Origin of the sequence: uncultured Psychrobacter sp. (assembly GCF_947488565.1) — a bacterium.
GTDB classification, from domain to species: Bacteria; Pseudomonadota; Gammaproteobacteria; order Pseudomonadales; family Moraxellaceae; genus Psychrobacter; species Psychrobacter saeujeotis.
Map to the genome: position 1 here is coordinate 545,228 of NZ_CANKZC010000001.1, position 12,710 is coordinate 557,937.

9 protein-coding genes and 1 tRNA gene are annotated in these 12,710 nt (G+C 43.0%); 7 read left to right on the top strand and 3 right to left on the bottom strand.

The window, feature by feature from the left end; all coding sequences use genetic code 11:
- The first annotated feature begins 473 nt into the window (after nt 1-473).
- Complete coding sequence (locus tag Q0890_RS02105; protein ID WP_299216958.1) at nt 474-1,289, top strand: hypothetical protein; 816 nt, start codon at nt 474-476, stop codon at nt 1,287-1,289.
- A gap of 138 nt (nt 1,290-1,427) precedes the next feature.
- Here Q0890_RS02105 and Q0890_RS02110 read toward each other — a convergent pair.
- The 3 genes from Q0890_RS02110 to Q0890_RS02120 form a co-directional block, all read right to left on the bottom strand.
- A tRNA-Ser gene (locus tag Q0890_RS02110) sits at nt 1,428-1,518 on the bottom strand.
- A 74-nt stretch (nt 1,519-1,592) separates the two neighbouring features.
- Entirely contained in the window at nt 1,593-2,786 is a 1,194-nt protein-coding gene (locus tag Q0890_RS02115; RefSeq protein ID WP_299216961.1) for a type I glyceraldehyde-3-phosphate dehydrogenase, read from the bottom strand.
- Between the two features lie 53 nt (nt 2,787-2,839).
- Complete coding sequence (locus Q0890_RS02120; protein ID WP_299216964.1) at nt 2,840-4,777, bottom strand: AAA family ATPase; 1,938 nt, start codon at nt 4,775-4,777, stop codon at nt 2,840-2,842.
- 455 nt (nt 4,778-5,232) lie between these two features.
- Here Q0890_RS02120 and Q0890_RS02125 point away from each other — a divergent pair, with 455 nt between their 5' ends.
- From Q0890_RS02125 to Q0890_RS02150, 6 genes are all read left to right on the top strand, one after another.
- Complete coding sequence (locus tag Q0890_RS02125; protein ID WP_299216967.1) at nt 5,233-6,759, top strand: aldehyde dehydrogenase family protein; 1,527 nt, start codon at nt 5,233-5,235, stop codon at nt 6,757-6,759.
- Nucleotides 6,760-6,896: 137 nt separating this feature from the next.
- Entirely contained in the window at nt 6,897-7,925 is a 1,029-nt protein-coding gene (gene adhP / locus Q0890_RS02130) for an alcohol dehydrogenase AdhP (protein ID WP_299216969.1), read from the top strand.
- A gap of 232 nt (nt 7,926-8,157) precedes the next feature.
- Nucleotides 8,158-9,600 (top strand): ethanolamine permease, encoded by a 1,443-nt coding sequence (eat, locus tag Q0890_RS02135; RefSeq protein ID WP_299216972.1) that lies wholly within the window; start codon nt 8,158-8,160, stop codon nt 9,598-9,600.
- A gap of 60 nt (nt 9,601-9,660) precedes the next feature.
- The gene (locus Q0890_RS02140) at nt 9,661-11,040 is read left to right on the top strand and encodes an ethanolamine ammonia-lyase subunit EutB (RefSeq protein ID WP_299216975.1); all 1,380 of its coding nucleotides are present in this window, start codon (nt 9,661-9,663) and stop codon (nt 11,038-11,040) included.
- Between the two features lie 71 nt (nt 11,041-11,111).
- Nucleotides 11,112-12,059, top strand: coding sequence for an ethanolamine ammonia-lyase subunit EutC (gene eutC / locus Q0890_RS02145; protein ID WP_299217983.1), 948 nt, complete (start codon nt 11,112-11,114; stop codon nt 12,057-12,059).
- A 40-nt stretch (nt 12,060-12,099) separates the two neighbouring features.
- Nucleotides 12,100-12,426 carry a DUF779 domain-containing protein gene (locus Q0890_RS02150; protein ID WP_299216977.1) on the top strand — a complete coding sequence of 109 codons (327 nt, stop codon included), beginning with the start codon at nt 12,100-12,102 and terminating at the stop codon, nt 12,424-12,426.
- Nucleotides 12,427-12,710 lie beyond the last annotated feature (284 nt).

Here is a 12,710-nt window from a genome sequence, read left to right on the forward strand (position 1 = left end):
GAGCTGATCGTTGTTATTGATAGTTTAAGATGACCCTAAAAAAGCCAGTCGCTAAGTGACTAAAATACACTTAGCGACCGGCTTTTTTACTTAAAGTATCCTAGTTACTTTATTCTCCACCACTGTCTTTACCATTCACTTTGCCCTCCCACCACTTTGCGATATTTTGCCTCTTATTTCCCCTTGTTGTCGCCTTCTCATATAAGTCACTAGTATTAAGCATAATTTAACACAATAGCTAATGATGGCTCCTAATACTATTTATCGAAGTAAGGTATATTTTAATTAAGATCGATTATAGAATTGATTAAAAAAATATAGTCAGTCTTAAATAAAAGCAGTACAAAGATTAAAAAACACTGTTGAGACCATTTCTTTGCTTGCTGTGCACACGCAGCTCGTTGCTGTATATAACTTATTTTAGTGGCTCTTGTTTATCTTATAGTGAATCAACTATAACAAGGAGGTAGATCATGGTAAGGCCTTTAAAAAAGCGCATGATAGCAAGTACACTTATCTTATTCCGTAGCTTTGACTTCCTGCCCATACCTTATAATAAGCACTTTTATCAGCGCTTAGGTACCGCTATGTTGCTTGTTTTGTCACTAGTGGCAGCGGGTTTATTGAGTGGCTGCTCACAGCCGCCAACTGACCCGAGTAAGCAAACCATACCGACGAACTCTGATCAGTGGCAAAAAAAGCTAGGCGCTACTTTTGAGCAATTGCCTGAGAGTGATAGACAGCTTCTTAGCCGCTATATGCTACGCATGAAGCTTAGCGATGCTTACGAGTCTGGCGCCATGCCGCGTATAACGATTAAGCAAGCACTGGTACAACAACGTGAATATGAGCGTCTACACCCTAACAACCCGACTGGCAAAAAAAGCCCTGTTGCGGTCAATCAGCGGATAGATGCTATGAATACATCGACTTACCCTCTCGCCTTGTTACCTGTAAAAATTAGTGATAGTGACAGCCTAAATCAGGTAAAGCTGCAGTTTATGCTATCCAATCATGGCTTGGTGCCTATTGAAAGCTTTAAAGGGAATTTGCTGATGAAAGACGCAAAACTGACAGAAGGTAAAAAATTCAATGTTCCGCTTACGCAGTTCAAACCTGCTATTGAACCTGAACAGTCAGGTAAAATTGTCATTGAAAGTAGTATTGAGGATGTGAATGTCATGCGTGCGATTAGGAATGCACAAGATGTCACAATAGAGATTAGTGAGGGTGTTCTACTTTTAACCAGTGGAAAGCAAATTGAGTTTAAAGAGACTATTAAGAAATAAATGGCTCTACCTATATACTATTTATACGACAGATAGAACGTTTTATTACTATCTATGTGATGATTAATTTTTATAACTATATAAAAAACAGCCATAAAAAAAGGCCCCAATCATTAACTGATTAGGGTCTTTTAAATTTGGCGGAGACGGAGAGATTCGAACTCTCGAAGGGCTATGAACCCTTGCCGGTTTTCAAGACCGGTGCATTCAACCGCTCTGCCACGTCTCCATTGGTGCATCATTATATAGATATCGTTTCATATTGCAAGCGCATATCTAAAATAAATTAAATTATTTTACTTCTCATTGTTTTTTAGTGAATGTCTGCTTGCTAGAAGCCAGGTGCAAACACATATCAAGTAGTCTATTGGCATAGCCCCACTCGTTATCGTACCACGCAAAAACCTTGTATTGATCATCCACTTGCATGAGTTGCTGCCCATCGATGATAAGTGATTCTGTCTGATGGATGAAATCACTTGAGACCAATGGTTCATCAGTATAGGCCATAATATCTAGCAAATGCGCTCGACTGGCGGACTTGAGTACTTCGCGTATGGCATCGATACTGATGCCCGATGCATTAAATACAAACGTTACATCGATTGCTGCAACATCAATAGTGGGCACACGAATAGAATGCCCATTAATCTTGCCCATCATCGCTGGCAACACGCGTTCTGAGGCGGCAATACTACTAGATGTTGTAGGAATAATATTATGACCAGACGCTCGCGCGCGTCTTGGGTCACGATGTGCTTGATCAAGGACCGTTTGATCAGCTGTGACAGCATGAATCTCAGTCATCATTGCGGACTTGACGCCAAAGGCCTTATCGAGCGTATCAATCAGTGGCACTAGCGCTTGCGTGGTACAAGAGACACCTGAGACAATCGGTAGCTCACGCGTCAGTAGCTCAGTATTAACTCCCATTACGATACAAGCGTCAACATCGTCAAAGGGTGCAGCACCGATGATAACTTGTTGCGCACCTGCTTCAATATGTAGATTGGCTTGAGCATAAGAGCGAAAATGTCCTGTACACTCCAATACCACATCGATACCAAGAGTGTCCCAAGGCAGCGTTTTTGGATCATGCCTTGATAATAGACGAATACAATAGGTTAGATTGTTTTTTGTTAGGCACAGCTGGATGTCACTTTTTGCAGTAGCAGATGGTTTTTGTTCCTTATCAGTGATGCCGTCCTGAACAATTTCGGCACTGACCCCCAGTCTGCTCAAACGCCCATGCGTGCTATCAAACTTCAATAAATGCAACAAAGTCTCAGCTGGGGCCAAATCATTGATAGCCACCACATGAATGGCGCGTCCAAGTACCTCAAAGCGCTCTAGCAACGCACGTAATACGTTACGACCTATACGTCCAAAGCCATTAATGGCCACTCTCAATGGCTGTGCGTGCTCGCCAGCAGCATGAGTCGTCGCTCTTATAGGTTTAGAGCTTAAGTGGTAAGTGGTATTAGAGAATTCAGGCATGACAAAGTATCGCTATAAAGGTAGGAGATGATGTAGGAGCAAAAATAGCAAGTCTATGGTGTAATAAAAATCAGCGCCAATCTAATGGTATTATAATCAATACTTTGCTTAAGACTCTCGTAAATAGGCTTAATTTTTACACTGCCATTATCGTTAAAATCATTAGGATTGTTGGCCACTTTGATTGCCACATAAGCATTACCTACTGCCATCATTGTATCGTCATCAGGGCGTAGATAATCACAAGAAAGACTTGGGTCTTGACGTTTTAGATCACTAATATGGCGCATAATCGTTGACTGCGCAAGCTCACGTGTCTGAGCAATATCAGCGATGGACAAGCTTTCCTCTAACAATAGCCGCGTTGCAAGCAAGGTGCTCTCTGACTTATCTGAGACTTGATTGCCCAACTTTAGCTTCTTATCTTGCTGCGCTTGCTGTTTTTCGCGGCGTCTTTTTTGTAGGCTTGTATAGGCATCAATCACAGACTGGCTCAGCGTACCGCCCGATTTTAAAACAAACTTATCATGCGCCTGCTTCATGCTTTTTTCATCAAGCATCGCATAGTTGGCATCGGCTTCCTCAGATAGTACCAAAAACCGCTTGTCGGCGCCACGCGCTAACGGATCAAGCTGTAAACTCATATCATTCATACCTAGCAGTTGTAGTCCTGCCAGCGATTTTAATCGTGACAAAGCTACATATCCTTGCCCAAGCTCAAAGGTACGCGACAAGTCAATCTCAGCCGCATCTAATGTCATGCCTTGTGACTTATGAATGGTAATCGCCCACGCCAGACAGAGCGGCACTTGATGGTAGCTTGCTAGTACATCTCCTGTTTCATCTTCGATGATCCACTCTTCAGGCTCAGCGATGACCTCACGACCAGAATTGAGTCTCACCACGGGCATTTTTTGCATGGTGGTTTTTTTATTTTTTGATTGCTCGGTATCTGTATCTTTTTTCTTACTGTTTTTGGTTTTTTCTTTAGCAGTCTTAGTTTCATTATCGCTATTGGTTTCATCGTCTTCAATCAACGTATCACTATGGTCTTTACTGTCGTCAACTTTGACAGCGGCAAAGCCTATTAGCTCACCCATCGTACCATTAGAGACGCCAAGTTCAGTATTGTTTTTAATAAACATCACCTTAGCGCCAACTTTGAGAATCAACTCATCTTGAGTACGTACGGTTTTTTTTAGGGTCTCAACCAGCTTGTTATCACCTGTAGATGTGGCCTCAAAACGCATCGTCTCACCCGCCAATGCGACCAGCTCTTTGTCGTTGATTTTATTGACGTTAAGATTATGTGTATAAAGACGGGTGCGCTTAATATCGACGTTTTGATCAAAGGTGGCCTCAAGCGCCGCAATGGCCTCAAAGGTCACTTCTTGCCGGCGGATTTGGTTCAAAATATCATCCAAATCCAGACCGCCATTGGCCACCTCGCTCACTTGTCGATGCTGCTCTGACAGATAGCAAATATGAAACTTGGCATCGAGCCACGCCTCCGACATAAAGGCAAATTTTTCACGGTTACTCTCGCCCTTACTACCAATCGGTGGCAGCTGAAAAAAGTCACCAGCGACGACGACCTGAATACCACCAAATGCTTTGTCATTTTTGCGCACATACTTGAGCACCTGACTGACCAAATTGAGCTGCTTGGCATGCAGCATGGATATCTCATCTATGATTAGTACCGCTGTATCTTTTAATCTATCTGCCAAAAACTGCTTGCGCGACAAATTGGTTAAATCACGGTCCGTCAGCTCATCTTTAATGCCAATACCCGACCAACTATGGATAGTCGTGCCGTTCATATGCGTCGCTGCAATGCCTGTACTTGCCGTAACTGCTACTGGTACGCGGCGTGCACGCAGATAGTTGATATATTGGTTGAGCGTATAAGTCTTACCTGAACCTGCTGAGCCTGTCAAAAAGACATTTTGACCTGTTTTTAAAATATCAAGAGCAGAAGATTGACGCATATATTCAAACCAATTAAGTTAACAATGAGAAAAAAGTAAAAAAAATAAAGTCACCGATTGTATACGTATAATTGAGGCAACTTAAAAAACAAATAAGTAAATGCGGCTGCATATAAAAAGTACACTGCGCACACTGGACAAGATTGAAGTCCATACAAAGGATAAGTGCTTTGAAGACAACCGCTTAAATTACTTGGCAACGATTATAACAGTTACGCCAGTTTTGCGAACCACTTTAATCTTCAGCGCTTATATAACGTAAAGTTATGCGATACAGAATATATCATTATAAAAAGTCATTATCACTCTGTCTTAAAGCTAAGTACGATAGAGTGAGTAATTAGTCAGGAAGACTAATTATGAAACACGTAAGTATATATTTTTTATAATATTTTATAAAACAATAAATAAACTTTCCTGTGACCTCTCTCACACAACACAACAAGGAGTCGTTGATGCTATACGCCTACCCTAATACTGAAGACAGTCCTGTCCAATTCCGCGAAAAATATGACAACTTTATCAACGGTGAGTGGGTTGCACCTGTTGATGGTGAATATTTTGACAACCCAAGTCCTGTCGATGGTAAAGTCATCTGTCAGGTCGCTCGCTCAAAAGAAGCAGATATCGAAGCTGCGTTAGATGCGGCTCATGCTGCCAAAGACGCTTGGGGTAAGACCAGCGTTGCTGAACGCGCAAACTTACTACTCAAAATCGCCGATAGTATGGAAGCCAATCTAGAGTCTATCGCTATTGCCGAATGCTATGAGAACGGTAAGCCTGTACGTGAGACCCTCATGGCAGATATTCCATTAGCTATCGATCAATTCCGCTATTTTGCCAGCGCGATTCGTGCCCAAGAAGGCGGTATTAGCCAAATAGATGAAGACACGGTTGCTTATCACTTTCATGAACCGCTTGGTGTCGTCGGTCAAATTATCCCATGGAACTTTCCTATCCTAATGGCCGTATGGAAAATAGCCCCAGCTCTTGCTGCTGGTAACTGTATCGTCATGAAGCCTGCTGAGCAAACGCCAGCGTCTGTCTTGTTCATGCTAGAAACCATCGGTATCGCTGATATTTTGCCAAAAGGCGTACTAAATATCGTGAATGGTTTTGGTGTCGAGGCAGGTAAACCATTGGCTTCTAACCCACGCATCAATAAAGTGGCTTTCACTGGCGAAACGACCACCGGTCGTCTCATCATGCAGTATGCTAGTGAAAATATCATTCCTGTGACGCTCGAGCTTGGCGGCAAAAGCCCCAACATCTTCTTTGCTGATGTCATGGATGAAGACGACGACTTCTTAGATAAAGCAGTCGAGGGTCTAGTGATGTTTGCCTTGAACCAAGGTGAGGTCTGTACTTGTCCATCGCGCGCGCTGGTACATGAAAGTATTTATGATGAATTTATCAAACGCTGTATTGCTCGTGTCGAAGCCATCAAAATGGGTAATCCATTAGATACCGATACTATGATTGGCGCACAAGCCAGCTCAGATCAGTTAGAAAAAATCCTCTCTTATTTAGATATTGGCAAAAAAGAAGGTGCCAAAGTCTTAGTCGGCGGTGAACAAGCCAAACATAATGACGACCTATCAGACGGTTATTATGTTAAGCCGACTATTTTTGAAGGTACCAATGACATGCGCGTGTTCCAAGAGGAAATCTTTGGACCAGTCCTTGCTGTCACGAAGTTCAAAGACGATGACGAAGCGATGAGCATTGCTAATGACACCTTATATGGTCTAGGTGCTGGTGTATGGACTCGGAGTGTACATAAAGCGTATCGTTTCGGACGCGGTATTCAAGCAGGTCGTGTATGGACCAACTGCTATCATATCTATCCGTCGCATGCTGCTTTCGGTGGTTATAAACAGTCCGGTATCGGCCGTGAAAACCATCTGATGATGCTTGATCATTATCAGCAAACCAAAAACATGCTGGTGTCTTATAGTCCTAAAAAGATGGGATTCTTTTAACTCTATCTCTCAAAGCACTTTATGGCAAAACCGTAAAGTGCGACCTTGATGCTTACTAAGCATTTATAGATAAAATAATTGGCGGTTTGAACGATTGAGTTGAGCGTTAGTAACTGCTATTAATAAGGAGTTACCTCATGAGTAATAAAATGAAAGCGGCTGTTCTGCATGAGTTCAATCAACCTTTGCAGATTGAAGAAGTTGACATCCCGACCCCAGGCGCCGGTCAGATCGTGGTAAAAATGCAAGCATCAGGTGTCTGTCATACTGACCTGCACGCTGTCGAAGGAGATTGGCCAGTCAAACCAAGCCCACCATTTATCCCCGGACACGAAGGCGTCGGCCTCATTACCGCTGTTGGCGAAAACGTACATCATGTCAAAGAAGGCGACCGTGTCGGTGTCCCTTGGCTCTACTCTGCCTGCGGTCACTGCACCCATTGCTTGGGCGGTTGGGAGACTCTATGTCTAAAACAAAAAAACTCTGGCTATTCAGTAAATGGTAGCTTTGCAGAATACGTATTGGCAGATGCTGACTATGTGGGCATCATCCCTGAGAGTGTTGATTCTGTTGAGATTGCACCAGTCCTATGTGCAGGTGTTACGGTGTATAAAGGTCTAAAAATGACCGACACCAAGCCGGGTGATTGGGTCGTTATTTCAGGTATCGGTGGACTTGGTCACATGGCGGTACAGTACGCTATTGCTATGGGATTGAATGTTGCCGCTGTCGATATTGACGATGAAAAGCTTGAATTTGCCAAAAAACTGGGTGCGACCGTCACCGTTAATGCCAAGAATACTGATCCTGGTGAGTATCTACAAAAAGAGATTGGCGGGGCTCATGGGGTGCTCGTAACTGCCGTATCCTCTAAGGCCTTTGATCAAGCTTTAACGATGTTACGACGCGGTGGTACTTTGGTCTGTAATGGTCTGCCAACAGGTGACTTCCCTGTCTCTATCTTTAATACGGTACTAAACGGCATCACTATTCGTGGTTCAATCGTTGGTACGCGGCTTGATTTGCAAGAATCGCTCGATATGGCAGCGGAAGGCAAAGTAAAAGCGACCGTAGCGGCTGAACCGCTTGAGAATATCAATGATATTCTTGAACGTATGCGCCAAGGTAAAATTGAAGGTCGCATTGTGATTGACTACGCTATGTAGCCTTATAGCTTTGTGACATTTTGACATTGGTCTAATGATTATTGTCTCTAATCATTAACAACAGGTCGTATCATTTCAACCATGCGTTACTAGCAGTTTGAGTTGAAGGGATACGACCTTTTTATTTTCAGCTTTTAGAGGTCAGTTGTTAATAATTTTTAATAAGAAGTTATTTACAGTATGAATTAGCAGTACCCTCAGTTTACTTATAGTCTTTATGTAGGGGAACAACATGACAAGCACGCCTAACGATCAAAAAAGCGCGGTCTCTGGCAGCACTCAGGCTGAAAAAGATTATTTCGCCAAGCGTCAACTTAAAGAAGGCGCGGTTGGTTGGGTTTTATTGATAGGTCTTGGCGTTGCCTATGTCATCTCAGGAGACTTTGCTGGTTGGAACTTTGGCCTAGCACAAGGTGGTTGGGGCGGAATGTTTGTGGCCTTGATAGCCGTAGCTCTCATGTACCTGTGCATGTGTTTATCGATGTCAGAGATGTCCACCATGTTGCCTACAGCAGGCGGCGGATATAGTTTCGCCCGTACCGCTTTTGGGCCTTTGGGAGGATATTTAACTGGTACTGCGATTTTGATTGAATATGCCATTGCACCAGCCGCTATTGCAGTGTTCATTGGCTCATATTGTGAGTCGTTGTTCGGTATCGGAGGCTGGATCGTATATTTGACCTGCTATATCGTCTTTATCGCTATTCACTTAAAAGGCGCAGGCGAAGCATTAAAGATTATGTTTGGCATTACCGCTGTTGCCTGTATTGCCTTAGTGGTATTTATCGTATCGATGTTTCCGCATTTTGATAGTAAAAACTTATTTGATATTGCCGTTGGTACACAAGCAGGAGCAAGTCCGTTTCTACCCTTTGGTTATATCGGGATTTGGGCTGCCGTCCCTTATGCGATTTGGTTCTTTTTAGCGGTTGAGGGTGTGCCTCTAGCGGCTGAAGAAGCTAAAGATCCTGCTAAGTCATTACCACGTGGGCTAATCGGTGCCATGTTGATTTTAGCGTCATTCGCGCTGCTTATTTTATTCTTAGGGCCAGGTGCTGCGGGTGCAGATACCTTAAAAGATTCAGGGGCGCCTTTGGTTGATGCCCTGATCGCCGTATATGGTGAGAATACGTGGTTGGCAAGTTTTGTAAACTTCGTTGGTCTTGCAGGTCTGATTGCCAGCTTCTTTTCCATCATTTATGCCTACTCTCGGCAGATTTTCGCCTTATCGCGTGCAGGTTATTTACCCAAAAAACTATCGCTCACTAATAGCAATAAAGCGCCTTATTTGGCTCTAATTGTCCCTGGCATTATAGGTTTTCTGTTATCGCTTACTGGCGAAGGAGATCTTCTGATTCTTATGGCGGTATTCGGTGCGACCATCTCTTATGTATTAATGATGGCCTCGCACATTAAACTGCGTTTATCGCGTCCTGACCTGCCGCGTCCTTATAAGACACCGGGCGGCATCATGACGTCAGGTATAGCGCTTATGCTCGCTTTTTTTGCCGTAATCGCAGGACTGATGGTCGATCCCAAAGTTTGGTTTATGGCGGCGGGGATTTATGTCGTATTTATTCTCTACTTTGTCATATTCAGCCGTCATCACTTAGTGAGTGGCACGCCAGAAGAAGAGTTCGCAGAAATTCAAGCGGCGTCAGATGATTTGAGTTAATGATGTTTATAGAGCTTGTATTTTATAGCCTATAAAATTGATAGATAGAAGGTGAACAAAATGGCTTATCAACATACTGTAGGGCAGAAAACCTACCAATTTGAGAGTTTAAAAGTGTTACTTGCCAAAGCATCACCGCGACGATCAGGTGATGAGCTGGCTGGGGTTGCAGCCTCTGATGCCACTGAACGTGTAGCGGCGCAAATGGCTTTAGCGGATTGTTTATTAATCGACTTTTTAGATGATATTACCATTCCCTATGAAGACGATGAAGTAACTCGGCTCATTATGGCACAGCACGACAAACAAGCCTTTGCCAAAATATCCAGCTTTACCGTTGGTGACTTAAGAAACTGGTTATTGGGGGAATCTGCCACAAGAGATGAAATAGCCCAATTAAAATACGCCTTTACCCCAGAGATGGTAGCTGCCGTTAGTAAAATAATGCGCGTGCAAGATCTAATTCTAGTCGCCAAGAAATGCCAAGTCGTTACTAAGTTTCGCAACACTATCGGTCTTGATGGTTGCTTGTCTACGCGCTTACAGCCCAATCATCCTACCGATGATATGTTGGGGATTTCTGCCAGTATTATCGACGGCTTGATGTATGGCAACGGGGACGCTGTGATTGGCATCAATCCCGCCACTGACAATCTACAAAACTTATCAGAATTACTAAAGCTGCTAGACCATGTGATATCTGAATATCAAATTCCTACTCAATCTTGCGTATTGACTCACATCACCTCCGCTATCCAATTGATTGAAAAAAAAGTGCCTGTTGATTTAGTCTTTCAGTCAATTACTGGCAGCGAAAAAGCCAATACCAGTTTTGGTATAGATTTGGCGCTATTGAAAGAAGGCTATGAAGCGGGGCTTAGCTTAAATCGTGGCACAGTTGGGCAAAATGTTATGTACTTTGAAACTGGACAAGGCAGTGCGCTGTCAAGCAATGCACACTTCGATGTCGATCAACAAACGCTTGAAGCAAGGGCTTACGCAGTGGCTAGAGAATTTAATCCACTGTTAGTAAATACGGTCGTTGGATTTATTGGTCCTGAATATCTGTTTGATGGCAAACAAATCATTCGCGCAGGCCTTGAGGATCACTTCTGTGGCAAGCTGCTTGGCGTCCCCATGGGCTGTGATATTTGCTATACCAATCATGCTGATGCCGATCAAGATGATATGGATACCTTATTGACTTTGCTTGCGACCGCTGGAATCAACTTTATTATGGGTATTCCAGGCTCCGATGATGTCATGCTCAATTATCAAACCACCTCATTCCATGATGCACTCTATGCTCGGCAGCTACTTGGACTGACCCCTGCCCCTGAGTTTGCGCATTGGCTCAGTGAAAACGGCGTTTATACTCAAACGCAAAACCATATTCAGTGGTCAGACAAACCATCGTCCCTGCTTTCTGGCATTATGTAACCCTATAATAATGATTAAAATAAATCTATAAAGTCACGCAATACCGAATCATAAAGGAGAATGCTATGTCTATGAATGATTCGCAAGTTAAGCAGTCGATTATTGACGAAGACAAACCTGAAACGAGTCAACGATCTGAATTGGTTCATCTAGATCCTTGGCAGAAGCTCAAAGAATATACAGATTCTAGAATCGCGCTAGGACGAGTTGGCTGTAGTATTCCTACCAAGCCTTTATTAAAGTTTCAGCTTGATCATGCCGAAGCCAAAGATGCGGTACTACAAGATTTGGATACCGAACGCTTGGTTAATGATTTATCTACACAATGCCATCTTACTTTTAAAGATATGGACACAGAAGCTGCGGCAGCAGATTCAGAAAAAAGTGACGAACCATCTTTGGAGCAATCAAATAAGGTTTGGGAGCTATTCAAAGTAATGAGTCAGGCAGAAAACAAATCTGACTATCTCAAACGCCCAGATTGGGGCAAGCTATTAAACACTGAATCTTCTGACAAGTTAGAGCACTTTTTAGAGCAATCAGGCACGGATAAATCTTATGATGTCATCATGGTGATGGGAGATGGTCTGTCAGCACGGGCACTAGAAGAAAATGGCCCAAAGCTGGTAGCAGAGCTCATTCCGTTATTTAAAGAGCAGGGCTGGAGTATCGCGCCCTTAGTCATTGCAACTGGCAGCCGTGTGGCTTTAGGCGACAAAATTGCAGAACGTCTCAATGCTAAAATGCTGATCATGCTTATTGGTGAGCGGCCCGGTCTTAGCTCCCCTGACAGTTTAGGCATTTATTATACTTGGGACGCGCATGTTGATAGCCATGACGCCATGCGTAACTGTATCTCTAATGTGCGAGCAGCTGGACTGCCCATTAAAATGGCAGCAAATCGACTATTGGCTCTAATGAAAAAATCTTGTGAGCTTAAATTATCGGGTGTTGACTTAAAGGACGAGCAAGAGCTACCAACCCTAGATCAAAGCCAACCAGCGATAAAACTGCTGTAAAGTACATTGTATAAACTACTATCATGATAAGGAGTCCGACATGAAACTTGAAGCGACAGAATCCTGTAAAGCATTAATCGAGCTACTAAAATCTAAACACGGTGACCTGATGTTTCATCAATCAGGCGGCTGCTGTGATGGTAGCTCGCCGATGTGTTATCCGTTAGGCGAGTTTAAAGTTGGCGGGCAAGACGTGTTAGTCGGTGAGCTTGCTGGCTGTCCATTTTATATGGGTAAAGCACAATATAAACTATGGCAGCATACCGATCTAACTATTGATGTGGTAGACGGTCGCGGAGCGAGTTTTTCACTTGAGATACCAGAGGGCAAACGTTTTATCGTGCGCTCAGAGATATGCGAAATATAAGTGATTTAATAACTTGGCTCGTTATGCCTGTGCTGTCAAAGATGTACTAATTAATTCATACGCCTTAGTCATTTTTATTTATTTATTTTGCTTAAATATTGGTTACTGTTTAGTTGTTTATACTCAATTAAAAAACAAACGTTCTTAATATAAAGCAGTGTTTGTTGAATTTAGTTTACAGATAACTTGCATTGCCGCTGTTTAAAAGAGTATATTCAAACAACTTATTTATATTTGTTTTCTTGCATGCTTGACCTAAAGTGGTCAAAACATTACTCTTGTTC

Excerpts from the sequence above, each read along its gene's own strand:
- Q0890_RS02105 (WP_299216958.1), top strand. The coding sequence starts at position 474 with ATGGTAAGGCCTTTAAAAAAGCGCATGATAGCAAGTACACTTATCTTA.
- Q0890_RS02115 (WP_299216961.1), bottom strand. The coding sequence starts at position 2,786 with ATGCCTGAATTCTCTAATACCACTTACCACTTAAGCTCTAAACCTATA.
- Q0890_RS02120 (WP_299216964.1), bottom strand. The coding sequence starts at position 4,777 with ATGCGTCAATCTTCTGCTCTTGATATTTTAAAAACAGGTCAAAATGTC.
- Q0890_RS02125 (WP_299216967.1), top strand. The coding sequence starts at position 5,233 with ATGCTATACGCCTACCCTAATACTGAAGACAGTCCTGTCCAATTCCGC.
- adhP (WP_299216969.1), top strand. The coding sequence starts at position 6,897 with ATGAGTAATAAAATGAAAGCGGCTGTTCTGCATGAGTTCAATCAACCT.
- eat (WP_299216972.1), top strand. The coding sequence starts at position 8,158 with ATGACAAGCACGCCTAACGATCAAAAAAGCGCGGTCTCTGGCAGCACT.
- Q0890_RS02140 (WP_299216975.1), top strand. The coding sequence starts at position 9,661 with ATGGCTTATCAACATACTGTAGGGCAGAAAACCTACCAATTTGAGAGT.
- eutC (WP_299217983.1), top strand. The coding sequence starts at position 11,112 with ATGAATGATTCGCAAGTTAAGCAGTCGATTATTGACGAAGACAAACCT.
- Q0890_RS02150 (WP_299216977.1), top strand. The coding sequence starts at position 12,100 with ATGAAACTTGAAGCGACAGAATCCTGTAAAGCATTAATCGAGCTACTA.